This window comes from Mesorhizobium sp. C372A (genome assembly GCF_030323245.1).
In the GTDB taxonomy this organism is placed as follows: Bacteria; Pseudomonadota; Alphaproteobacteria; order Rhizobiales; family Rhizobiaceae; genus Mesorhizobium.
Window position 1 is genome coordinate 3,975,679 of record NZ_CP100475.1, and the last position, 23,222, is coordinate 3,998,900.

The following is a 23,222-nucleotide window of genomic DNA, read 5'->3' on the forward strand; positions in this document are numbered from 1 at the left end:
CGCAAGGGATAGAGAGCAACTCGAGCGGGGCAGCCGAACAGATGGAAGACACGTCCCGACCGTTTGAGCTGCCGCGCGTGGCGGTGGTCATCACCTGCTTCAATTATCGGCCGTACGTCGAACAGGCGATCCGCTCGGTGCTTGCGCAGACCTACCGGAATTGGGAATGCGTCATCGTCGACGATGCCTCGACGGACGGCTCGGCCGACCATGTCCGACAGCTTCTAAGGGATATAGACGACCCGCGCCTGCGCCTGTTGGCGCGCACGGAGAATGGCGGCCAGACCGCGGGATTCCGCGACGGCTTTGCCGCAACCGACGCGCCCTTCGTCGCGTTTCTCGACGCCGATGACGTGTGGCTGCCGGATTTTCTCCTCGCGCATCTGTCCGCCCACCTCAACACGACGCATTCGGCCGCACTGTCGAGTTCCGATGTGTTCCTTGTCGATGGCGACGGCACCTTGCTGGGCGGTACCTTCCTTGCCTTGCGCAAACCGCGGTCCGGAGCGGATCGCAGTGGCGTCGCCATCGCGCCCGGTGGCCGGCTTGCCGGCATGGCGCCCGGGATCGCCTACGCATCGGAGCATCCGGTAACCTATTTCGCACCTGCGGTGACGGGCTGGCTGTGGTCGCAATGCTCGGCGATCATGTACCGGCGTGGCGCGCTGGAACCGGTATTGTCCTTCCCGTTCAAGGCCAAGGTCGGGACGGATTATCTGACGGCGACACTCGCGCACCAGGCCGGCGGCAGCCTCATCCTGTCAGAAGGTCTCGGGCTCTATCGCCTGCATGGCTCCAACCTGTCCACCGGAACTGCCTTTGCCGGCGGCAATGTGCGGCAAACGCCTGCATACAGGAGCTACAGGAGCGTGTTGGCGGCGGATGCCGCAGACTATTTGCTGGCGAATTCTGCCTGGCTCAGCGATCTCAACGGGCGCAATTTCATAGCTGCATTCCTGACGCAGCATGTGCGCCAATTCCCGGAGCTGGCCGGTGATCCGCGGTTGGCGCGCTACCTGACACGCGGACAGCCCTGGCGGCGGCTGCGCCTGCACATTGCCCAGTGGCTTCAGCGACTGGGCGGCCGGAATTCAACCGGAACATGACGGCATCTGCCCGTCGTCAGATCTCGTCGACGGGTGAAATCTCAATCAGGCGCCTTCGACGACCGAAAAGCCTTCGAACTGCGGATGGCCGAGATAGTGCACCTTCGACGTGCCGGTGTTGCGGTGGGCGGCGCGAAAATTCTCGGATTTGGTCCAGGCGACGAAATCCTCATGGCTTGCCCACACCGTGTGCGAGGCAAATAGCGTGTAACCCTCGGGCTCGTTGACCGGGCCGCGCAGCAAGTGGAATTCCCTGAAGCCTTTCATCTCCGAGAGGCTCGAATCGCGGTTCTTCCAGACATCCTCGAAAGCGGTCTCCGAGCCGTTCTGGACCTTGAAGCGGTTCATGGCGATGTACATTGGGCTTCCTCTTGAATTGATGGACGATTTGGCGAAGGTCTGCGAGCTGGTTAAAACGGACCGATCCGCGCCCTGAACACCCAACTTGATAATCCGGTCTCGGGTGGAATGGGCGGGAACGGGGCTTGCTGGCGCACCAGTTTCAAAGCGAATTGGTCTAGTTCGGCAGACCCTGAACTTTCGACAAGCTGCAAGTCGCTGACGCTGCCGTCAGCCATGACGACGAAATAGACCCTGGCATTGTTGCGAGCCTTGGCTTGAATTTCCTTCGAAACGCGCCGGTTAGCGCGGGCAAGCTTCTTTTGAATTTCACCGCCGTAACGAGATTCCATCGCATTGCCAGCCGCGTCCTGGTTTTTACCCTTGCTGGCAACCGCCGGTGCGTCGCGTTCTTCGCCATCTGCCGCACCGCGGGTATCTCCAGATCCGGCTGGAGGGGTCGGCCGCGGGCTCGGGACTGGTGGTTTGGCAGCAGGCAAATCAACGGCGGGCTCGTCGGCGGGCGGTGCCTCTGAACTTTGCGTTTGAACCCCTGGCGGAGTCGACGTCTCAGCGCTTGGGGCGACAGTTTGATCATTCGGGATGGCGGCCGTCAGTGTATCTGGCGCGGCGGTCGCCTGTTCGGCGGCTTCCGGCGCAGGCTTGGGCGCCGCCGGCTCCTTTACCGGTTGAGGCGCCTCGGTCGGCGGCACGGGTCGAACGGCCTCGGGCTTGGCCGGCTGCGGATCGGTTACCAGGGTAACATCGACCGCGTCGGGAGCCTGGCTGTCCAAGGCGCTGCCGACCACCTCGGCGCCCGATTGGTCGGTGCCTTCGGATTGTATCGCGTTACTGGAATCGAATGTCCCTGCGGGTCCGATGAAGAACGCCGCTGCGGCAGCGGCATGGAGCAGGCAGGACGCGACGATCGCCACAGTCCATTTGCGGTCCGCGGCTGCCGGCTGTGCGAGCTCGTCCATCGTAATCGCCGGTTCGTTGCCGGCGTCGGGGAGGGGGGTGATGTCCTGCATGGTTCGCGGCGAGACCTGCCGCGAGCGGGGTGGGATTGTCAAATCAAGATCGGTTGCCGGCCATGACGGCGGAGCTGCGACGGGTCGTGTCGCATTGTCGTGCAGGAAGGCGGGATGCAGGCCCACCTCAGACGCCGAATGCGATACCGGTCTTGGTCTGCGTCTTCAGGCCGCGCATGCAGGCGCCCGGTTCGACGCCGGCGCATTCGGTGGCGCTGTTGATCAGCACGCGGCTGAGTTTGGTGCAGTCGGTGCCGGCGAGGTCGAAGCGGGTCACCTTGGTCTTGCCGGCCGGCAGGTCCTTGAAGTCGAGCACGCTCAGGCGGTCGACAATGCCGGCCTCGTTGAACAGCGCGATTTCGAATGCCGCCTTGGAAAGATCGGCGCCGAGCGCATTGTTGACGACGAAGGTCAGCCGGCAACCCTTTTCGGAGGGCTGCGCGGCATTGAGCTCGAGGCTGAGTTGCGGAGCCGACGCGGACTGAGCCCACGCCGGCATCAAGCCAAGCGACATCGCCAGCGTCGAGGTCAGGAGGCGAAGCGATGCCGTCAAACTTGTCATGGGTGTCAGCCTCCAAAGCGCATGGTTGCGGCCAGCTTCAGCGTGATGCCGGGTTCATAGATGACGGCGGTGGTACCGCCGTTCAGCGGGTTGGTGTATTTGACGTCGAACAAATTGTCGGCGCGGAAGTCCACCTTCAGATTGTCGGTGGCCTGGTAACTGGCGAAGGCGTTGACCAGAGTATAATCCTTGGCCACGGGGTTGCCCTTCGGCTTGCCGTTGTACTGCACCTCGCCGCCGACGGTCAGCTTGTCCTGAAGGAAGCGGAAGCCGAGCTGCCCGGTGACCTGCGAGGACGGGATGGTGGCAAGGTCGGCCCGCTCGCCTTCATCGGAGATGGTGTGGCCGTTGATGATCGAGGCTGAGAGGCCAGCATAGCCCCAGCCGGCATCGTAGACGCTTTCCAGTTCGAAGCCGTTGATCTTGGCCTGGGCGACGTTCTGGTACTGGAAGCAGATCGGGATGCCGGGGCCGAACGGGCAACCGCTGGTCGGGTCGAATGCCGACAACGTGACGCCTTCGATGTAGTCGTCGACATCGTTGTGGAAGTAGCCGGCCTTGAGCCGGAACGCGTCGCCGGCCTCGATAAGGTCGTTCAGCTTGTAGTTGACGCCGAATTCAGTGGTCTTGCCGGTTTCTGGCCGCAGGTTCGGATTGGGCAGGAACGGGAAGGTGACGCCCGCCGGATGGTTGCCGCTGATCAGCGTTTCGGTCAGCGACGGCGAGCGGTAGCCTTCCGCGTAGGTGCCATAGAACTGCAGGCCCGCCAGGCTGGCGCTTTCGAAGGGCGTGACACCAACGGTGATGCGCGGCGACAGACGATCACCTGACGTTTCGTGGGTGCTGTCTTCGAGGCTGTAATTGTCGTAACGCAGCCCGGCAATGACCTCGAGCCAGTCCCAGGTGAGCTTGTCCTGGATGTAGGCGCCCGAAACACTACGCTTGCCCGATGGGGTGTAGAAGCTGTCGCCGCCGGCGGTGCCGCCGGTCTCGACATCGTCACCCACCCAGTCGCCGCCATAGGTCAATTCGTGCGCAACACCGGCTGTTTCGAAGCGCGACGTGTTCCAGATGTCGACGCCGGCCGTGCCAACGTCGAAGGTCGAGGTCGAACCGACGGGCAGCAGCACGGGAAGGCCGGTCGACGGATCGAAGCGGTTCTGCGGGACCAGCGTGGTGAGGTCGAGATTGGTCTTGTTGTAGGAGGCGTTGATGTGGAGGTCGAGCCAGCTCTTGGCGTCGTCAGTGATGTTGTAGCGGGCGGTGAAGGTGTTCGACTTCAGGTCGACGTCGTTGGCCGGCACGCCGCCGCTGGTTTCCGTCCAGCCGTCGCTCGAGCCGACCCAGCCGAGCTTCAATTCGCTGTTCTCGCTCGGGCGGATTGTGGTCTTGAGCAGGCCGCTCAGCACGTCGAAACCGGTACCGGCGACGGTGTCGCCGCTGCCATTCTTGTAGTCGCCGTAGTCGCGGTAGACGATGTTGCCCAGCACATCCAAATCGTCGTTGAATTTGTAGGCGCCGCTGGCGCTGGCGGTCCAGCCCTTGCCGTTGCTTTCATAGCGCCCGGTGACGGAGCCGGCCCAGGTTTCGCCCGATCTGAGGAAATCCACCGCATCCTTGGTGTCGAAGAAGACGACGCCGCCAATGGCGCCGGAGCCGTAGGTGTTGGCGGTCGGTCCGCGAATGACGTCAACGGATTTGATGAGCTCGGGATCGACATAGAAGGTCGACTGCGTGCCGTGGTCTGAGCGCTGGAAATTCTGCCTGGCGCCGTCGACGATGACGGCGACGCGACCGAAATCCTGCAGGCCGCGGATGTTGATGCTGGAGCTGACGCGTCGCGCATCGGCCTGCACGGCGACACCAGGCACACCGAGCAGCATTTCGTTCGGCGTCGTCGCCATGCGGCGGTCGAGCTGTTCCTGGTCGACATGGCTGGCTGAGGCCAGCGATTCGATTGCCGTCTCGCCGGTGCGGCTGATGACGAGGATCTTGTCCAGCAGGGTCGCGCCGGCGGGCGCCGGCTTGGTGTCTTCGGTTTTCCTGGTCTGGTCGGCCTGGTCAGCGGCCGGCTGAGCAGCCTGCTGAGCGCTGGCCGGCGATGTCAGCAGCGCGATCGTCGCTGCCCCCGCAAGCAAGGCTGCCATTGCCTTTGCCATAGGCCGATGCACCGGATCGGCGTTCGCCAGACCCAGTCGTCCACAATTTCCCAAGCCCATGCCCCAACTCCAAAATTCCAGGTTCGATGCTGGCTGGCTTGGTGCTCGCTGGCATTTTTCATTCTGTCCGGCGTCTTAAATGTTGACTCATTTTGTCCGGTATTGCACTGACTAATAAACATGTCGAGTCAAGAAATGAATCGGCATTTTTACAACGCTAGCCAGTTGCCCGGCACAGGAAAGGGATCGAAAGAGATGAACACCCACAATCCCAACGACTTCCGTTACCGCGTCCGCCGTTCCGAGGAGACGCCGACCCGCTTCGACCGGGTGCCGCTGGCGGTGCGGACGCTGTCCTCCAACACGCTGTTCCAGGGCGAGCACGAGATCGGCATCGAGCACCATGGGGCGCTCTATCGGCTGAAGATCACCCGCCAGGGCAAGCTCATCCTCAACAAGTGACGAAACAGCCAGGCAGGCCAAAACGCCAGGCAGGACAGGTAAGCAGGACATGGACCAGCGCGTAAAACCCGCACCGCATGAAATCCGGCGAGCGCGGGCAGACAATCCGAAAGCGCGCGAGCGCGATCTTGCCGCCGAGCTCGGTATTTCCGAAGCCGAGCTGGTGGCCGCGCGTTGCGGCGACGGTGTCGTGCGCGTCGAGCCCAGGGTCAACGATCTTCTGACCGGCCTCGACGCCGTCGGCGAAGTGATGGCGCTGACCCGCAACGAAAGCGCGGTGCACGAGAAGATCGGCGTCTACGACAAGGTTGTCACAGGCGCGCACAATGCCATGGTGCTGGGCGAAAACATCGACCTGCGTATCTTTCCAAAGGTCTGGGCGCATGGCTTTGCCGTGGAAAAGCGCGACGGTGGCGACATCCGCCGCAGCCTGCAATTCTTCGACGCGGCCGGCGATGCGGTGCACAAGGTGCATCTGCGGCCGGCGTCCAATCTCTATGCCTACCAGAAGCTCGTGGCCGCACTCGAATCGCCGAACCAGGAGGCGACCGTGTCTATCGCAGGCCTGGCCGACGACGACGCGGAGACGTCGGGCATTGCCGCAGACATCGATGATCTGCGCGACCGCTGGAGCCGGCTGACCGACGTCCACCAGTTCTTTGGCATGTTGAAAGCGCTGAAGCTCAGCCGCCGCCAGGCCGTGCGCATGGTCGGCCAGGACTATGCCTGGCTGCTCGACAATCACGCCATCGGCGCCATGTTCCACCATGCCGCCGCCGACGGCATGCCGATCATGTGTTTTGTCGGAAACCGAGGCTGCATCCAGATCCATTCCGGCCCGGTCAAGTCGATCAAGCCGATGGGGCCGTGGATCAACGTCATGGACGAGACCTTCCATTTGCATCTGCGCACCGACCACATCCAGGAGGTGTGGGCGGTGCGCAAACCGACCAAGGACGGTCATGTCACCTCGCTCGAAGCCTATGGCGCCGACGGCAAGATGATCATCCAGTTCTTCGGCAAGCGCCGTGAAGGCGAGGGCGAGCGCGACGACTGGCGGTTCCTTGCCGAGAACCTGCCGCGCATTCCAAGCCCGACCGCAGCCTGAGGAAACGACGATGATTTCACTGTTCAGGACGCTTGCCGTGGCCATGGGCCTGTCGCTGTTTATTGCCGCCCCAGTGCCGGCCAGCGAGAACGTGGCCGTGTTGGCCGACACGTCGCGGATCGTGGCGATCGGCGGTTCGATCACCGAGATCGTCTACGCGCTTGGCGAGGAAGGTCATCTCGTCGCCCGCGATTCGACCAGCCGCTACCCCGCCGCCGCGGTCGCGCTGCCCGACGTCGGCTATATGCGCCAGCTGTCGCCGGAAGGCGTGTTGTCGGTCAATCCTTCGGGCATTCTGGCGCTGCATGGCAGTGGGCCGAAGGAAGCGGTCGATGTGCTGAAAAAGTCGAGCGTTCCGTTCATCGACGTGCCCGAGCATTACAGCCATGACGGCATCCTGGAAAAGATCCGCATCGTCGGCAAGGCGCTTGGCGTCGACGCCAAGGCCGAGACGCTGGTGGCTGAGACCGACGCCAAGCTGAAGGCGGCCGAGAAGCAGACGGCGTCGATCAAGCAGCGCAAGCGCATCCTGTTCGTGCTGTCGATCCAGGGCGGCAAGATCCTGGCCGCCGGCACCGACACCGCCGGTGACGGCATCATCAAGCTCGCCGGTGCCGTCAATGCGGTCGAAGGTTTTTCCGGCTACAAGCAGATGTCCGACGAGGCGATCGTCACTGCCAGGCCGGACGTGATCCTGGCCATGAAGAATGCCGGCCCGCCGATTGCGGAGGCCGAGCTGTTCGCCATCCCGTCGATCACCTCGACGCCGGCGGGCGAAGGCCGCAAGCTGACCCTGATGGATGGCAGCTATCTCCTCGGCTTCGGGCCGCGCACGGCCGATGCCATCCACGATCTGGCCGCCTCGCTCTATGGCAGCCAGGTCACGGACTGAGCCGATGGTGGATCAGTCGATCGCCGGCGCGGCGGGCAAGGTGGCCGAGGGCGATCGTTCCGGGCGCGCTCGCCTGGTTATTGTGCTCCTGTGTGTGGCGCTTGCCCTTTCGATGTTCCTGTCGCTGAGGTCGGGCGCTTCCGATGCATCGGCCGTTGGTGTCATTCGTGACTGGCTGACCGGCGCCACGCCGGACGACGCCGCGCTTGGTGCCCGCGACCGGTTGATCGTCTACGATATCCGCATGCCGCGCGTACTGCTCGGTGTGCTCATCGGGGCGGCACTGGCCGTATCGGGTGCGGTCATGCAAGGCCTGTTTCGCAACCCGCTCGCCGATCCCGGCCTGATCGGCGTTTCCGCCGGGTCGAGCCTCGGCGCGGTCGCCGTCATCGTGCTCGGCACGACGTGGCTGGCGCCGCTCACTCTGGCGCTCGGCGGGCTGGCCTTGCCGCTCGCCGCTTTCTGCGGCGGCCTTGCGGTCACGCTGGTGCTCTACCGCGTCGCCACGCGGCAGGGGCGCACATCGGTCGCTACCATGCTGCTTGCCGGCATTGCGCTCGCAGCCCTTGCCATGGCGCTGACCGGTATCCTGATTTTCATGGCCGACGACCGGCAGTTGCGCGATCTGACCTTCTGGCAACTGGGCTCGCTGGGCGGCGCGACCTGGCCGAAGATCGCTTCCGTCGGTCCGATCATCATCCTGGCGCTTGCGGCAATGCCGTTCCTGGCCAAAGGCCTCAACGCCCTGGCGCTCGGCGAGGCGACGGCCGGACATCTCGGCATCCCGGTACAGCGGCTGAAATACACCGCGATCGTCGGCGTCTCGGCAGCGGTCGGCGCCTCTGTCGCAGTCAGCGGAGGCATCGGTTTTGTCGGCATCGTCGTGCCGCATCTGCTGCGGCTGCTGATCGGTCCGGACAATCGCTATCTCTTGCCGGCTTCGGCGCTGCTCGGCGCCTCGATGCTGCTGATTGCCGATGCCGTCGCCCGCGTCATCGTGGCGCCGGCCGAACTGCCGATCGGCATCGTCACGGCGATCGCCGGCGCACCGTTCTTCCTCTGGATCCTGCTGCGCAAGCGCGGGGTAATCGACTTGTGAGGCGGCATGATCGAAGCACGCGATGTCTCGGTGGCGATCGGCGGCAAGCGCATTGTTGCCAATGTCGATTTCGTCGCGCGGCCGGGCGAAATTGCGGCAATCGTCGGACCCAACGGCTCGGGCAAGACGACGTTTTTGAAGGCGTTGTCGGGCGATCTGGCGTTTACGGGGACAGTGGCCGTCAACGGGCGCGACCTCTCCGAGATGAAGCCGGTGGAGGCCGCGACCGTGCGTGCCGTGCTGCCGCAGACCGCGACGCTGTCCTTTCCCTTCACCGTGCACGAAGTGGTCAGGCTCGGCCTTATCGGCGGCCGTTCCGGCGTTCTGCCGGGCGAAGATGATCGTCTGCCCGAGCGGGCGCTGGCGCGGGTCGACCTCGACGGCTTTGCCGGCCGCTTCTATCAGGAGCTTTCGGGCGGCGAACAACAGCGTGTGCAGCTGGCGCGCGTGCTGTGCCAGGTCTGGGCGCCGGTGCTCGACGGCAAGCCGCGCTATCTCTATCTCGACGAGCCGGTCTCCAGCCTCGATATCAAGCACCAGCTGATCATCATGAACATCGCCCGCGATTTCGCCCGGCGCGGCGGCGGTGTGATCGCCATCCTGCACGACCTCAATCTGACGGCCATGTATGCCGACCGGATTTTCGTGATGCATCGCGGCCGGCTCGCCGCCGACGGTTCACCGCAGGAGGTGCTGAGCGACGATCTGATCGAAAAGGTGTTCGATTGTCGGCTAAGGGTCGGTGTGTTGCCGGCGGCGAACATGCCGTTCGTCTTGCTGCAGTCAGCCGCCTAAAGCGCGTCGCGTTTGAACGGACTCAGGCGACGCGCTTTAGGTCTTTGTTTTTATGCATGTCATTGTCTCAAAACCGGGGCCACTTTTGAGCGACATGCACTAGAAAACTCAGGCGGCCGGTGCTCGCTGGACCAGCATGTCGATGCCGAGTAAATGACGCACATTCGGGCGCGCCGCCACCATATCGGCGATCGTGTAGCGGGAAAGCACGGCAAAGAAGGCGTTGAGCGCCTCGCGCAGCGCCGAATTCAGCTGGCAGCTGTCGACCAGCGGGCATTCGGCGGCGTCGTTTTCGAAGCACTCGGCCATGGCAAAGCTCTCTTCTGTCACCCGTACGACGTCGAACAGGCTGATCTGCTCGGCGGGGCGGCCGATCCTCACGCCGCCATTCCTGCCGCGCACTGTCTCGACCAGGCCATGCTCGACCAGCGGCTGCAGGATCTTGAACAGGAAAAGCTCCGACACCGAATAGGCGGCCGCAATCTCGGGGATGCGGCTCAGGCGATCGTTGTTGGCGGCGCAATACATCAGGATGCGCATGGCGTAGTTGGTCTGGCGCGTCAGCCGCATTTCATTCCTCACCGAGTGCTGGCGCGCTGGAACTGCACCAGATTTTAGATTGTGCTGGTGCAGCTTTCTCACCCGGAGTTTCGGATTCGCCCACACTGGCCTGATCGGAATATGGCCTATACCTTGGAACAATTCCAGACTGGGATTGCATGATAGATGAACATTCTTGTCAACTTTGCGTGCGAAACCGGCAATTCCCGGACGAAATCGGCCCATCCGATCATGCTACGGGCCCAAACACCCCCTAAATAGCCCATGCCAGATAGCCAAGAGATCGATGAGGAGCGGCGTATCATGTCCCAATCGGCTTCGTCCCTGGCGCCTGGCGGTTTTGATGCCGAGACGGGCGCCAAGCTTTTCGCGTTGCGGCGGACAAAGTTCCTCGCCACGGCTGCGCTGGTGCTTTGCGTCGTGGTTTTTGCCGTGGCCAAATCGTTCGAGGCCAAGTATCCGTGGCTGGGCTTCGTGGCGGCCTTCGCCGAGGCGGCGACCATTGGCGGCCTGGCCGACTGGTACGCGGTGGTGGCGCTGTTCAAGCGGCCGCTGGGCCTGCCGATCCCGCACACCGCCATCATCCCAGCGAACCAGAACCGCATCGCCGATAATCTGGGCCGCTTCATCGAGGTCAATTTTCTGGCGCCCGGGCCGGTGCGGGAAAAGCTGGCCGAGGTCGATTTTGCAGCACTCGTCGCCGACTGGCTGACTGACGCCGAACGCTCTGCCGGCCTGTCGCGCTTCGTCGTACGGCTGGTCCCGCAGACGCTTGCGGCGATCGAGCAATCCGGCCTGCGGAGCTTCGTCACCAGCCGCATGCTGGAGCAGATCGACAAGGTGCCGCTGGCGCCGCTCGCGGCCGAATTGCTGTCGGCACTGACCGACGACCGCCGCCACCAGAAACTCTTCGACGAATTCACCAGGGTGATCGGCCGGTTCCTGAACGATGAAGAGGCGCTGGCGACCATGCGCGAGAAAATCCGCGAGGAATTGCCGTCGCTGTTCAACCTGTTCAGAGCCGACGCCTATCTGCTGAAAAAGATCGTCGCTTCCGCCGGTTCGCTGCTTGACGAGGTGCGGGCCGATCCCGACCATCCGATGCGCGCCGAATTCGACCGTTTCGCGCACAGCTTCATCGAGCGGCTCAGAACCTCGAAGCAATACGCCAAACGGGCCGAGAAGCTGAAGCGCGATTTCCTGGCGCGGCCGGAAGTGAAGTCGCTCGCCGGCGACATGTGGCAGAGCCTCAGCGTGTTCATCGAACAGGACGCCAAGGCGGAGAATTCGATTGTTCGCGCGCATCTCGCCAACATGTTCGTCGAGGTCGGCCGCCATCTCTCAGGCGATCCGCAGATCAGGGCCGACATGAACCAGGGCTTTGTCGTGGCGCTGTCGTCGTTCGTGGAGAGCCAGAAGAGCGGTGTGTCGACGTTCATCGCCGATCAGGTCAAGCGCTGGGACCTTGCCCAGCTGACGAGGCTGATCGAGATGAACATCGGCAGGGACCTGCAATATATCCGCTTCAATGGCATGATTATTGGCGGCCTGGCCGGTCTCGTGCTCTACACGGCGGAGAGGCTGTTTCTCGCTGGCTGATGCTGCATTTGCCGCTGAATTGCTTGGGCGTCCGAATGGACACACGGCGCGCGAGTGCTATTGTCCAGAACAGAACAGTTCACCGTTTCAAGGAAACGGCGACCTGCTCTAACTCTTTGTTTTGACGCAATTCCTGACGGAAAACCGTTTCACACTTTTCCTGGAATTGCTCGAGGTTCAGCATTTGCGACAACTGGGGAGCACGAGCAATGGCCAAACAACCCGACTCCGATTCGTTCCTTGACATGTTCAGCCGGTTCGGCCGTGACCTGAAGGTGCCGAATGTCGAGGCGATCCTCGCGCATCATCGCAAGAACCTCGAGGCCCTGGAAAGATCGGCGCGGGCGGGAGCTGCCGGCGCGACCTCATTGTTGTCCAGACAGCGCGAGATGCTGCAGGACACGCTGCGTGAAGTCAGCGACATGGCGCAGAGCTACAAGGCGCCGGGCAATCCCCAGGAACTGATGACAAAACAGGCGGAGTTCGCCAGGAAATCCTTCGAAGCCGCCCTGAAAAATGCCGGCGAAGTGGCCGAGCTGGTCAAGAAATCCGGCACCGAATCGATCGAAATCCTGCGCAGCCGCATCAAGGAAGCGATGGAGGAAATCCGCTCGGGCTATGACAAGAAGTGACTCTCAACGCAACCATGAGAGGAGTGGGCCGGTTGCGGCGCATGAGCATGGACGAGGGACGCTGTTTGGCGGAAAATGGCGGAACGGAATCGCAACGGGCGAATTGACAGGAGCCGTCCGTTCGTGGTCCGAGGCACTGGGAGCCACCGGGAAAGCAGGAATGACGGAACTACGGCCGAAAACGCCGCCGACCTTCGAGCAGTTAAGGGCGATGGCCGGGCAGGAGCTCGGCGTGTCGGAATGGACGACCGTCGACCAGAACCGCATCAACCAGTTTGCCGAATGCACAGGCGACCATCAGTGGATCCACGTCGATCCGGAGCGGGCGAAGCGGCAGAGCCCATTTCGCACCACGATCGCGCATGGCTATCTGACGCTGTCGATCATCGGCGCGCTGGCGCTGGGCATGGGCATCGTACCCGAAAACACGCAAGCCGCCTTCAATTACGGCTTCGACAAGGTGCGGTTCCTGGCGCCCGTCAGGGTCGGCGCACGCATCCGGCTGCGCACGACGCTGTTGTCGGTGGAGGACAAGGGGCCGGGCCAGTATCTGATGAAGGCCGCCAATACGGTCGAGATCGAGGGCGAACAGAGGCCGGCGCTGACCGCCGAAACGCTGGTCATGCTTTATGAGCGGCGCAAGCGGGCGGGAGCGTAAGCTCCCTATCTTCGGTCATGATGGCTGTTGCCGCACCGACAGCCTGCCGCCGGCGCGGGTCGAGAGCAGTGCCAGCAACAGCGCAGCCACCGCCAGGACCGTTGCCGTCTGAAAGGTAACCTGCATGCCGCGCGCGGCTGCCGCTGAGGTCAGCATGTCCTGGCTTTGCCGTTCTCCCGTCGAGGCAGCCGCAAAAATGGCGCCCATAAGCGATGCGCCGGTGATCAGGCCGAGATTGCGCGACAGATTGAGCAGGCCGGACACCACGCCGCGCTCGCCGGCAGCGACACCGCTCATGACGGCGGCATTGTTGGATGTCTGGAACAGGGCGTACCCGAAGCAGGTGACGGCGATCGGCACGATATAGCTGGCAATGCCGAGTTTTGTTGCGGCGAGCGACAACAATGAGGTTCCGACGGCAAGACTGAACAGTCCGACGACCATCATCCTGTGCGCGCCGAAGCGATCGGTGAGGCGGCCGGCGACGAGCGCCGAGAGCGCGGAGACCAGCGGACCTGTCGACAGGACCACGCCGACCATCGCAGCATCGAGCCCCAGCGCTCGCGACAGATAGAATGGAGCGACCACCAGGGTCGCCATCATCACTGTGGCGACAACGAGGTTCGTGGCGAGGCTGGCGCTGAGCCGGATGTCGTACAACCGGGCAAGCCGGATCAAGGGATTCTTCGCCCTCTTCTGCGCGACGCCGAACAGAACGACGCCGATGCCGGCGGCAACCAGCAGGCCGGTGTTGAGGGCGCCGAAATGGCCGCGGCCGAGCGTCATGGCCAATGCATAGGCGGCCAGCGTCAGGGCCAGCAAGACCGTCCCGATCGCATCGAAGCTGTTTTGAGCTGCTTCCGCAGTCTTGTCGCGGGCAGGCAGGGCCAGCGAGGCGAGGGCAAAGGTCAGGAGGCCGAGCGGCACATTGACGAGGAAGATCGCCCGCCAGCCGAAGCCGGCGATCAGCAAGCCGCCGAGCGAGGGTCCGAGCGTCGTGCCGATCGCCGACATGGCGCCGAGCAGGCCCATGGCGCTGCCGGTTCTCTCCTTGGTCACGGTCTCCGCGACAAAGGCCAGCGTCAACGCCATCATCAGCGCGGCACCCAGTCCTTGTACGGCGCGCGCCGCAATCAGCAGCCAGAGCGTCGGCGCCAGGCCGCAGAGCACCGAAGCCAGTGTGAACAGCGCGATGCCGCCGAGCAGCAACGGCCGGCGGCCGAGCATATCGGCCAGCCGACCGGCGCTGACGATCAGGGCCGTGATGGCGAGCAGATAGGCGAGAACCACCCATTGCACGGACTGGAACGGCGCACCGAACGCCTGCATGAGGGAAGGCAGTCCGACGCTGGCAATGCTGGTTCCAAGCGACGACAGCAGCGTGGCGAGCGACAGGCTGGCCAATGCCAAGACAGGAGAGTGGGCCAGGCCTGCGGACCGGGTGTTGTGCGGCGCCGATGCGCACTCGTTCTGCTCAGCAATTGCCATGGCGATTTCCTCCTTGTCAGTCCCGCAACCGGACCTGTCGGAGATCTAGTCGTCAGGATGGAATGGCGGAAGGCGCATCATTTGCATCTTATTCGTGCACCAAACGCCATGGCATGTGCTACAATCCGCCGATGGCATCGCCAGATCTCAATCTGCTGTTCGCTCTCGACGTCCTGCTGACCGAAGGTAGCGTGGCTCGCGCGGCAACCCGGCTGCGGCTCAGCCCTTCGGCGATGAGCCGCACGCTGGCGCGGCTGCGGGAAGCGACCGGCGATCCGCTGCTGGTCCGCGCCGGCCGCGGCCTGGTCCCGACGCCGCGCGCGGAGGCATTGCGGCAGCAGGCCGGCCGTGTCGTCCACGATGCGGAAACGCTATTGCGTCCCGCCAGGCTGCTCGATCTGGCAAAGCTGAACCAGATCTTCACGCTGCGCACCAATGAAGGGTTCGTCGAGGAATTCGGGCCGCGTCTTGTCGCCCGCATCCAGGCCGAGGCGCCGGGCGCGCGGCTGCGCTTTAGGCCCAAATCCGACAAGGATGTCGCCTCGCTGCGCGACGCGGACATCGACCTCGAAATCGGCGTTGCCGGCGAGGCCGGACCTGAAGTGCTGATACAGGCGCTGTTTCGCGACCGCTTCGTCGGTGCTGTGCGAGCCGGCCACCCTTTGAGTGAAGGCGCGGTAACGCCTGAACGCTACGCGGCCGGCCGCCACATCAGCGTTTCACGGCGGGGTCGGGAAAGAGGGCCGATCGATCAGACTTTGGCGCTGCTCGGCCTGCAGCGAACCGTGGCGTGCATGGTCTCCGGCTTTTCGGCTGCACTCTCCATGGCGCGCGCTTCGGACCTTATTGCCAGCGTGCCCGAACGGCACACGCAAGGCGCACGCGCCGGCATGGTCAGCTTTCTGCTGCCGGTCGCCACGGTGGAGGTCACCATCTCGATGCTCTGGCATCCACGGCTCGATGCCGATCCGGCGCAACGCTGGCTGCGAGATTGCGTTCGGGAGGTCTGCGCGGCCTCCCGCTGAGCCCTCAGCGCGCCATTGCCCCCTTGAGCACCCTGAAAATCCGCTCGTCCTGGCACTGGGCAACGTTGAAGCGCAGGAAGCGGCTGGCGGTTCCCGACAGGCTGAATGCGTTGCCGGGCGCCAATACGATGTTGTCGGCCAGCGCGCGGCGGGCGATTTCGGCTGCGTCCACGCCATCGGGCAGGCTGCACCACAGGAACAAGCCGGCCGGTTGGTCGATCCAGGGCGTGATGCCGATGGCCTTCAGGCGCGCGCCCGTCTCGCCCATGGCGCGGGAAAGCCGCGCGCGCAGCAATTCCATGTGCTTGCGGTAGCTGCCGTCCCTAAGCAGCGTCAGCACCAGTTCGGCCGCCAGCCGGCCGCCGCCGAAGGTGGTGGCGATCTTGAGGTCGGTAAGTTGCTCGATCCAGTCGCGTGGTGCCGCGATGAAGCCGCAGCGAACCGATGCCGATAGCGTCTTGGAGAAGCTGCCGATATGGACGACGCGGTTGAGGCCGTCGAACGCCGCCAGCCGGGGCGCGGGGCTGTGCTCGAAATCGGCGAAGATGTCGTCCTCGACGATGGTCAGGTCCGACTGGTCGGCGAGCTTCAGCAGCCGGTGCGCGGTGACCGGCGACAGGATCGCGCCGGTCGGGTTGTGGATGGCGGAATTGGTGATGTAGAGGCGCGGCCTGTGCTCGGCGAGCGCCTGCGCGAACAGCTCGATATCAGGCCCCGATGGCGTGTAGGGCACGCTGACGACCTTGGCGCGGTGGGCGCGCAGCAGCGCGTGAAAATTGAAATAGCAGGGGTCGTCGAGCAGCACGGTATCGCCCGGTTCGATCAGGAAGCGGCACAGAAGATCGATGGCCTGCGTGCCCGATTCGGTCAGCATGATCTGTTCGGGCGAGACCTCGATGCCGTGGCCGGCCATGCGCCGCGCGAGCAATTGCCTGAGCGGCGGCAGGCCGAGCGGCGTGCCGTAATCGGCGAGGTCGACATCGTCGGCGCGCGCCACGGTGCGCAGCGCCCGGCGCAAGGCCGCCTGCGGCATCCATGAGGCCGGCATCCAGCCGCAGCCGGGTTTCAGCATCTCGTCGCCGGCTTCCAGCGACTGGCGCGAAACCCAAAGCGGATCGACAGCGCGGTCGAGCCGAGGGCCGATCTCGGCCAGCGATAGCGGCGCCAGCGATCCGGCGGCATAGAAACCCGAGCCCGGCCGCGAGCGGATCGCGCCTTCGGCAGCAAGCCGCTCATAGGCTTCGACGACGGTGGATTTGGACACCTGCATGGCCTTGGCGAAGGCGCGGATCGAAGGCAGCCGCGCGCCCGGCGTCAGGCTGCGCGCGGCAATCCGCTGGCGGATGGTCGCCATGACAGTTTCGACCAGAGTGGCCGCGGCAACAGTGCGTGCGGTGTCGACTTCCAGAACGAGACCAGTCATCTGTATTGCTCAATCAGCCATTACAGTTTGATGGAATTGTACTGCATTGTCTCTGGCTGCACCATAGGCACGTGCCCGATAGAGGGCGAAAGCAATGGAGCCTGGAATGGACAAGACCGCGAGCGGCTGGGTGAACGGATTCATCGGCGTGTTGATCTTCTCAGGCTCGCTGCCGGCGACGCGCGTCGCCGTGGCGGAGTTCGATCCGACATTCCTGACCTCGGCCCGCGCCGCGATTGCCGGGCTGCTTGGTCTCGCGATGCTCGTCCTGTTCCAGCAGAAGCGCCCGGCGCGCAGCGATTTTCTGTCGCTGGTGATCGTCGCCCTTGGGGTGGTTGTCGGCTTTCCCTTGCTCACCGCTCTGGCGCTCAAGCACGTCACCTCTGCCCACTCTATCATCTTCGTCGGCCTGCTGCCGCTGGCCACCGCGATCTTCGGCGTGCTGCGCGGTGGCGAGCGTCCGCGCCCGGCCTTCTGGCTGTTTTCCTGCATCGGCAGCGCGCTGGTCGCCGGTTTTGCCCTGATGCAAGGCGTGACGGCCTCACCTGTCGGCGACGGCCTGATGCTGGCCGCCATCATCGTCTGCGGCCTGGGCTATGCCGAGGGGGCGGCATTGTCGCGCAGGCTGGGCGGCTGGCAGGTGATCTGCTGGGCGCTGGCGATCTCGCTGCCGATCATGCTGGTTCTGACCTTTGCGACGCTGCCGTCGTCCTTCGCCGGCGTCGGCTCCGGCGCCTGGATGGGTCTCGCCTATGTCTCGCTGTTCAGCATGCTGATCGGCTTCGTGTTCTGGTACCGCGGCCTCGCCCAAGGCGGCATCGCTGCCGTCGGGCAGTTGCAGTTACTGCAGCCCTTTTTCGGCCTGGCGCTGGCAGCGTCGCTGCTGCACGAGCAGGTCAGCCCGCTGATGGTGGTTGTCACGCTGGGTGTGGTCGCCTGCGTGGTCGGGGCGAAGAGGTTTGCGCGGTAGGATTGGCTGATTCGGCCGCGGTCTCATTAATGTGAAATGACAGAACTTGGTGGAAGCAGTCACTCCGCGATCAGGTTGGGCCACGAGTCGGAAAGCGGAGCGGGGTTGCCGGATCAAGGCCAACCTCGAAAACCCGAAGCGGTACAACTGTATCGTGTGGATGAACGCGGCCGGGCCAATTTCCCCATACCACCTCAGCCATAAACCTGCGGCCGCGACATTCGACCTCAATCAAGTCACCAACCACCGGAGCCGTTCCAGCAAATCGGTTTTCGTCTGCGCGAAGCTCACGTTCCGTGACTACTTCGCCATCCTTTAGTGCAATACGCTTTACCCAATAGGCCATAGCGACAGTATAGTTCCTGTGTGTGGCTGGTCCAGCCAGGTTCAATCCGATGATCGCTTGGGGTCGATTCTGACGGACTAGCGCAACCTTGTCGAGCGATTCTACTGGCGTCTTGGTTGCATGGACTGTTCTGCAATTTCTATCGAATCGCTGTCAGAACTTCGTCACAACCCCGATGCCAATCCCCTCGAACCCGCCCATCGCCATCAGCGCCGCCGGCGCCTCATCGAGGCTGATCTTCTTGCCAACCAGCAGATCGGGCTTCAGCTTGCCGGTGCGGATCATTTCCATCATTGCGGGGTAGCGATGGGCCTGCATGCCGTGGCTGCCGAGGATTTCGAGCTCGAAGGCAATCACCTTGTCCATCGGCACCTGTGGCCGGGCATGCTCGCCCAGCATCAGGCCAACCTGCACATGGCGGCCACGCCGGCGCAGATTGGAAATCGAGTTGAACGACGTCGTGGGGTGGCCGAGCGCGTCCATCGACATGTGTGCGCCGCCATTGGTGATCTGCTTGACCGCCTTGACGACATTCGGCGTGTTCGAGGCATTGATGGTCGCCACGGCGCCGATCTTTTTGGCGAACTCCAGCTTCTCGTCGGTAAGGTCGATGGCAATGACATTGGCGCCCATGGAACTGGCGATCATGATCGCCGACAGGCCGACGCCGCCGCAGCCATGCACCGCCACCCATTCGCCCGGCGTCACCCGGCCCTGGTCGACAATGGCGCGAAACGAGGTGACGAAGCGGCAGCCGAGGCTGGCGGCGGTGGCGAATTCCATCTCCTCGGGCAGCCGCACGAGGTTGGTGTCGGCATGTTCGATGGCGACATATTCGGCAAACGATCCCCAGGCGGTGAAGCCGGGCTGCGTCTGGTGTTCGCAGACCTGATGATTGCCCGAATTGCATTCGAAGCAGCGGCCGCAGCCGACACAGAACGGCACGGTGACGCGTTCGCCGGCCTTCCAGCGGGTGACCTGCTTGCCGACGGCGACGACGACGCCGGCCAGCTCATGGCCCGGCACATGCGGCAGCGTGATGCCGTCATCATGGCCCATCCAGCCATGCCAGTCGCTGCGGCAGAGCCCGGTCGCCTCGACCTTGATGACGACGCCATCGGCGGCCGGCTTCGGATCCGGCACGGTCTGGATCGTCGGCGCTTGGCCGAATTTCTCGAAGACGACGGCTTTCATCGGGTGGTCCTCATGCTCTGCGCCAGTGCGCTTCTATTCCGCATCTATCTGATTCTCCGGTGCTGCCTTCTGAAAGGCCGGCAGCGCCATGCAGGCGGCGTGGATGCGCGAGATCTCGGGGTAGGGTGTCAGGTCGACGCCGAAGCGGGCGTTGCTGGCGATCTGGGCGACCAGGCAGATGTCGGCGAGGCCCGGTGCGTCGCCATGGCAAAATGTGCCGGTCTCATCCGATGAAGCCAGAATCTTTTCAAGCGGCTGGAACCCTTCGTTCACCCAGTGGCGAAACCAGTGGATGACATCCTGGTCGCCGGCGCCGAACAAAGTGCGCAGCGAGGTCAGCACGCGCAGATTGTTCACCGGGTGGATGTCGCAGGCGATCATCTGTGCCAGCATTCGCACGCGCGCCCGGCCGAGCGCATTCTTCGGCAGCAGCGGCGGATCGGGATTGGTCTCGTCGAGATATTCGATGATCGCCAGCGACTGCGTCAAAAGCGTGCCGTCGCCCAGGATCAGCGCCGGCACCAGCCCCTGCGGGTTGACCGCGCGATAGGCGGGCTCCAGATGGTCGCCATGACGCAGATGATGCGGCACGTAATCGTAGGTCAGGCCCTTCATCTCCAGCGCGATGCGTGCGCGATAGGAGGTGGAGGAGCGGTAGTAGTTATGGAGGACCAGATCGCTCATCGGATCACGGCTTGTCGGTGGAATTTTGGCCGATCGAATCTTGGCCGACAGTGATCTCGATGGTGCCGATGCCGTCGACACCGCCGGTCATCGTCTGACCCGGCGCCACCGCGCCGACGCCGGCCGGCGTGCCGGTGAAGATCAGGTCGCCCGGTTGTAGTACAACCGCACTGCTGCAGATCGAAACGATATCGGCGATCGGCCAGATCAGTTCGGCGAGGTCGCCGTCCTGTTTCACCGCGCCGTCAACGGCCAGCCAGATGCGGCCCTTTTGCGGATGGCCGGATTTGGCGGCCGGCACCAGCGGACCGCAGGGCGCCGAGCGGTCGAAGGCCTTGGACCAATCCCAGGGCCGCGCTGCTTTCTTGGCTTCGTCCTGCAGGTCGCGGCGGGTGAGGTCGATGCCGACGCCGTAGCCCCAGACATGGTCGAGCGCCTCAGCGCGCGGAATGCGGAAGCCGGCCTTGCCGATCGCCGCCACCAGCTCGATCTCATGGTGCAGGTTTTTGGTCAAAGGCGGGTAGGGGACCGTGGTGCCGGAATCGACCACCGCATCGGCCGGCTTGGTGAAGAAGAAGGGCGGGTCGCGCTCGTCATTGCCGAGTTCGCGGGCATGCGCAGCGTAGTTGCGGCCGACGCAGAAAATGCGGCGCACCGCAAAACGCTGGGCCGAGCCTTCTGTGGCGACCGATGGTGTTGCGGGCAAGGGAAAGACGAATTCTGTCATGCGCGGTCTTTCTGCTTCAACTGCCGGCACATTTGACCGATTTGAACCGCCGGGCAAGGCATGAGCGTCCGCAAAAGCATCGGCTGCGCCTGATGGTCCGATAAAGTCGGCTTCGCCTCCGGGGGTCAAGATGACGATAGACTATTTGCCAATAAGCTGGCCATGGTCCCGGGGAGTATCGTGCCCAGGGAGGACTGAAACGAACACCATGACCGCAGTCAACGATCGCGCCCGGTTTCTGATCATCGACGACCATCCGCTGTTTCGCGAGGCGCTGCACAGCGCCGTGCAGATGGCCTATCCGGAAGTCGACACCGTGGAGGCGCGCTCGATCGCCGAGGCGCTCGATCTTCTGGGTGGGATAAAGCCATTCGATCTGGCGCTGCTCGATCTCAACATGCCTGATGTGCATGGCTTCGATGGGTTGCTGCAGCTCAGGACCCGCCATCCGCGGCTGCCGGTGGTCGTCGTCTCGGGTTATGAGGAGCCGAAGATCATTTCCGAGGCACTGTCATATGGCGCTGCCGGCTTCATCCCCAAATCGGCGCGCAAGAGCGATCTCGCCGCCGCCATCCGCTCGGTGATGGAGGGCGCGATCTATGTGCCGGAGACATATGAGGGACAGCCACCCGACGCCGACAGCGCCGACCGCGCCGACATGGTGCAGCGGCTGGCCAAACTGACGCCGCAGCAGCTGCGCGTGCTGCAGATGCTGCGCCAAGGCCTGCTCAACAAGCAGATCGCCTACGAGCTGCAGGTCGGCGAGACCACGGTCAAGGCGCATGTCTCGGAGATCCTGCGCAAGCTCAACGTCTACAGCCGCACGCAAGCGGTGATTGAGGTGTCGAAGCTGGACAATGCGGAGCTGTTTCGCGATCAGGCCGGGTTTTGATCTTTACCCTCCCCCTTGTGGGGAGGGTCGATCCGCGAAGCGGAGCGGGGTGGGGGAGCTTGGCGCTGCACCCCGCCCCGGCGCTGCGCGCAGACCCTCCCCATCGAGGGGAGGGTATGGGGCTCAAGCCAGCAAATGCGCCAGCAGCGCCCTTAGCTGCGCCGGCTTTAGCGGCTTCCGCATCAGCTCTATGCCTGCGGCGCGGGCTGCCTTGGCGACGGCCTCCGATCCGTCGGCGGTGACGATCAGCGCCGGCACGGCGCGGCCGAGATAGTCGCGGACTTCGGCTATTGTTGCGGTGCCGAGGTCGCCGTCGTCGAGATGCTGGTCGGCAATGACGATGTCGGGCACCCAGTCGGTGTCGCCAAGCAGGCTGATCGCAGCCTCGGTCGAGGTCGCGGCGCGCACCAGGCACTGCCAGCGCTCGAGCAGGAAAGTCATCGCCTGCAGCACGTCGGCGTCGTTTTCGACCAGCAGGACCTTGGTGCCGAACAGGCCGTAGCCGCGCGGCCGCTCCATCTCGGCAAGGCTGGCGATGGCGTCGGCGCTGGCGCCGATGCCGACCGGCACGTCGATGTGGAAGATGGTGCCGCGCCCAACCCTCGAGGAGAACGTCACGGGATGACCTAGCGCGGCGGCCATGCGCCGCACGATGGCGAGGCCCAGGCCCAGCCCGCCGCCGGAGATCCCGGTGTCGGCTGGAATGGCGGAGCCGCGATGGAACTCCTCGAACACCGCCTCGCGCTGGTCGTCGGGAATGCCGCAGCCGGTGTCGGCGACATCGATGCGGATGGTATCGCCGCGATGCCTTGTGCCGACAAGCACGCCGCCCGAAGGGGTATAGCGCAGCGCATTGGACAGGATATTCTGCAGGATGCGGCGCAAGAGCGTGCGGTCCGAACGCACCACGGCGCTGACCGGGCGGAACTTCAGCGCCAGCCCCTTCATCTCGGCCACGGGCAGGAAATCCGACCGCAGCGAGGAAAACAGCGTCTCCAGATTGACATCGCCGATGTCGGGCTGGACCACGCCGGCATCGAGCTTGGAAATGTCGAGCAGCGTGCGCAACAGGTCTTCCATGGTCTCCAGCGAGCGCTCGACCTGGCGGACGAGTTTCTTGCCCTCGTCGCTGGTCTGCACTTCGGCCAGTGCCGAGACGGAAAGGTGGGCGGCGTTCAGGGGCTGCAGCACGTCATGGCTGGCGGCGGCCAGGAACCTGGTCTTGGACAGGTTTGCCAGCTCGGCGTTTTCCTTGGCGGCGCTGAGGTCGATGTTCGACTGTTCCAGCCGGCGCAAGGTCGAGTGCAGTTCCTCGGTGCGGATGCGCACGCGGTTTTCCAGCGAAATTGCGGTCTGGAACAGCGAGAAGGCATTGCCCTGCTGGTCCATCGAGCGCTCGACGCGGCTGACCAGAGCGGCGTTGATCTTCTTCAGCCTGTCGACGTCGTTGATGTCCCTGAGCGGCATGGG

Annotated in this window: 23 protein-coding genes; 12 read left to right on the forward strand and 11 right to left on the reverse strand. The window is 64.0% G+C overall.

The features are described from left to right. Positions 1–41: 41 nt before the first annotated feature. The gene (locus NLY42_RS18850; protein WP_023673855.1) at positions 42–1,106 is read left to right on the forward strand and encodes a glycosyltransferase; all 1,065 of its coding nucleotides are present in this window, start codon (positions 42–44) and stop codon (positions 1,104–1,106) included. A gap of 45 nt (positions 1,107–1,151) precedes the next feature. Here the strand turns inward: NLY42_RS18850 and hmuQ are convergent, their stop codons facing one another. From hmuQ to NLY42_RS18870, 4 genes are all read right to left on the reverse strand, one after another. Then, on the reverse strand, positions 1,152–1,466 hold the full coding sequence (hmuQ, locus tag NLY42_RS18855) for a heme-degrading protein HmuQ (RefSeq protein WP_023673856.1): 315 nt from the start codon (positions 1,464–1,466) through the stop codon (positions 1,152–1,154). 50 nt (positions 1,467–1,516) lie between these two features. Further along, complete coding sequence (locus NLY42_RS18860; protein ID WP_023673857.1) at positions 1,517–2,476, reverse strand: energy transducer TonB family protein; 960 nt, start codon at positions 2,474–2,476, stop codon at positions 1,517–1,519. 127 nt (positions 2,477–2,603) lie between these two features. Next, positions 2,604–3,038, reverse strand: coding sequence for a hypothetical protein (locus tag NLY42_RS18865; protein WP_023673858.1), 435 nt, complete (start codon positions 3,036–3,038; stop codon positions 2,604–2,606). A 5-nt stretch (positions 3,039–3,043) separates the two neighbouring features. After that, the gene (locus tag NLY42_RS18870; protein ID WP_031209530.1) at positions 3,044–5,185 is read right to left on the reverse strand and encodes a TonB-dependent hemoglobin/transferrin/lactoferrin family receptor; all 2,142 of its coding nucleotides are present in this window, start codon (positions 5,183–5,185) and stop codon (positions 3,044–3,046) included. A 267-nt stretch (positions 5,186–5,452) separates the two neighbouring features. On the opposite strand from NLY42_RS18870, the gene hemP reads away from it, so the two are divergent. From hemP to NLY42_RS18895, 5 genes are read left to right on the forward strand one after another with little or no spacing between them, the layout of a single operon-like run. Further along, positions 5,453–5,659, forward strand: a complete 207-nt coding sequence (gene hemP, locus NLY42_RS18875; protein ID WP_023673860.1) for a hemin uptake protein HemP — start codon at positions 5,453–5,455, stop codon at positions 5,657–5,659. A gap of 49 nt (positions 5,660–5,708) precedes the next feature. Beyond that, a complete protein-coding gene (locus NLY42_RS18880) occupies positions 5,709–6,767 on the forward strand; it encodes a hemin-degrading factor (RefSeq protein WP_023753402.1) in 1,059 nt (352 codons plus the stop codon). 10 nt (positions 6,768–6,777) lie between these two features. Continuing rightward, positions 6,778–7,659, forward strand: coding sequence for a heme/hemin ABC transporter substrate-binding protein (locus NLY42_RS18885; protein ID WP_023753401.1), 882 nt, complete (start codon positions 6,778–6,780; stop codon positions 7,657–7,659). Positions 7,660–7,663: 4 nt separating this feature from the next. After that, complete coding sequence (locus NLY42_RS18890; RefSeq protein ID WP_286488223.1) at positions 7,664–8,758, forward strand: FecCD family ABC transporter permease; 1,095 nt, start codon at positions 7,664–7,666, stop codon at positions 8,756–8,758. A gap of 6 nt (positions 8,759–8,764) precedes the next feature. Beyond that, a complete protein-coding gene (locus tag NLY42_RS18895) occupies positions 8,765–9,553 on the forward strand; it encodes a heme ABC transporter ATP-binding protein (RefSeq protein ID WP_023753400.1) in 789 nt (262 codons plus the stop codon). Positions 9,554–9,661: 108 nt separating this feature from the next. On the opposite strand, the gene rirA is transcribed toward NLY42_RS18895, so the two are convergent. Further along, positions 9,662–10,123 (reverse strand): iron-responsive transcriptional regulator RirA, encoded by a 462-nt coding sequence (gene rirA, locus NLY42_RS18900; protein ID WP_023672640.1) that lies wholly within the window; start codon positions 10,121–10,123, stop codon positions 9,662–9,664. Between the two features lie 294 nt (positions 10,124–10,417). Here rirA and NLY42_RS18905 point away from each other — a divergent pair, with 294 nt between their 5' ends. The 3 genes from NLY42_RS18905 to NLY42_RS18915 all read left to right on the forward strand — a co-directional run bounded on the left by NLY42_RS18905 (position 10,418) and on the right by NLY42_RS18915 (position 13,003). Beyond that, positions 10,418–11,713 (forward strand): DUF445 domain-containing protein, encoded by a 1,296-nt coding sequence (locus tag NLY42_RS18905; protein WP_023688166.1) that lies wholly within the window; start codon positions 10,418–10,420, stop codon positions 11,711–11,713. Between the two features lie 209 nt (positions 11,714–11,922). Further along, positions 11,923–12,345, forward strand: coding sequence for a phasin family protein (locus tag NLY42_RS18910; protein ID WP_023672638.1), 423 nt, complete (start codon positions 11,923–11,925; stop codon positions 12,343–12,345). Between the two features lie 160 nt (positions 12,346–12,505). Continuing rightward, positions 12,506–13,003 carry a MaoC family dehydratase gene (locus NLY42_RS18915; protein WP_023681725.1) on the forward strand — a complete coding sequence of 166 codons (498 nt, stop codon included), beginning with the start codon at positions 12,506–12,508 and terminating at the stop codon, positions 13,001–13,003. Between the two features lie 15 nt (positions 13,004–13,018). Here NLY42_RS18915 and NLY42_RS18920 read toward each other — a convergent pair whose 3' ends face one another. Continuing rightward, positions 13,019–14,491 carry an MFS transporter gene (locus NLY42_RS18920; RefSeq protein WP_023735265.1) on the reverse strand — a complete coding sequence of 491 codons (1,473 nt, stop codon included), beginning with the start codon at positions 14,489–14,491 and terminating at the stop codon, positions 13,019–13,021. Positions 14,492–14,622: 131 nt separating this feature from the next. Between NLY42_RS18920 and NLY42_RS18925 the strand changes: the two genes are divergently transcribed. Further along, a complete protein-coding gene (locus tag NLY42_RS18925; protein ID WP_023688168.1) occupies positions 14,623–15,516 on the forward strand; it encodes a LysR family transcriptional regulator in 894 nt (297 codons plus the stop codon). Between the two features lie 4 nt (positions 15,517–15,520). Here the strand turns inward: NLY42_RS18925 and NLY42_RS18930 are convergent, their stop codons facing one another. Further along, positions 15,521–16,939 carry an aminotransferase-like domain-containing protein gene (locus NLY42_RS18930; RefSeq protein WP_031244513.1) on the reverse strand — a complete coding sequence of 473 codons (1,419 nt, stop codon included), beginning with the start codon at positions 16,937–16,939 and terminating at the stop codon, positions 15,521–15,523. A 106-nt stretch (positions 16,940–17,045) separates the two neighbouring features. Between NLY42_RS18930 and NLY42_RS18935 the strand changes: the two genes are divergently transcribed. After that, entirely contained in the window at positions 17,046–17,909 is an 864-nt protein-coding gene (locus tag NLY42_RS18935; protein ID WP_023753398.1) for a DMT family transporter, read from the forward strand. 499 nt (positions 17,910–18,408) lie between these two features. Here the strand turns inward: NLY42_RS18935 and NLY42_RS18940 are convergent, their stop codons facing one another. Genes NLY42_RS18940 through NLY42_RS18950 form a run of 3 tightly spaced genes read right to left on the reverse strand, consistent with a single transcriptional unit; the run spans position 18,409 to position 20,860 of the window. Continuing rightward, on the reverse strand, positions 18,409–19,449 hold the full coding sequence (locus NLY42_RS18940; protein WP_023753397.1) for a zinc-dependent alcohol dehydrogenase family protein: 1,041 nt from the start codon (positions 19,447–19,449) through the stop codon (positions 18,409–18,411). Positions 19,450–19,482: 33 nt separating this feature from the next. Continuing rightward, complete coding sequence (gene maiA / locus NLY42_RS18945; protein WP_286488238.1) at positions 19,483–20,133, reverse strand: maleylacetoacetate isomerase; 651 nt, start codon at positions 20,131–20,133, stop codon at positions 19,483–19,485. Positions 20,134–20,137: 4 nt separating this feature from the next. Continuing rightward, the gene (locus tag NLY42_RS18950) at positions 20,138–20,860 is read right to left on the reverse strand and encodes a fumarylacetoacetate hydrolase family protein (protein WP_023753395.1); all 723 of its coding nucleotides are present in this window, start codon (positions 20,858–20,860) and stop codon (positions 20,138–20,140) included. Between the two features lie 208 nt (positions 20,861–21,068). On the opposite strand from NLY42_RS18950, the gene NLY42_RS18955 reads away from it, so the two are divergent. Beyond that, positions 21,069–21,752, forward strand: a complete 684-nt coding sequence (locus NLY42_RS18955) for a response regulator (RefSeq protein ID WP_023701705.1) — start codon at positions 21,069–21,071, stop codon at positions 21,750–21,752. A gap of 123 nt (positions 21,753–21,875) precedes the next feature. Here the strand turns inward: NLY42_RS18955 and NLY42_RS18960 are convergent, their stop codons facing one another. Continuing rightward, positions 21,876–23,219: a hybrid sensor histidine kinase/response regulator gene (locus tag NLY42_RS18960; RefSeq protein ID WP_023753394.1), complete on the reverse strand. Its 1,344-nt coding sequence runs from the start codon at positions 23,217–23,219 to the stop codon at positions 21,876–21,878. Positions 23,220–23,222: the final 3 nt, after the last annotated feature.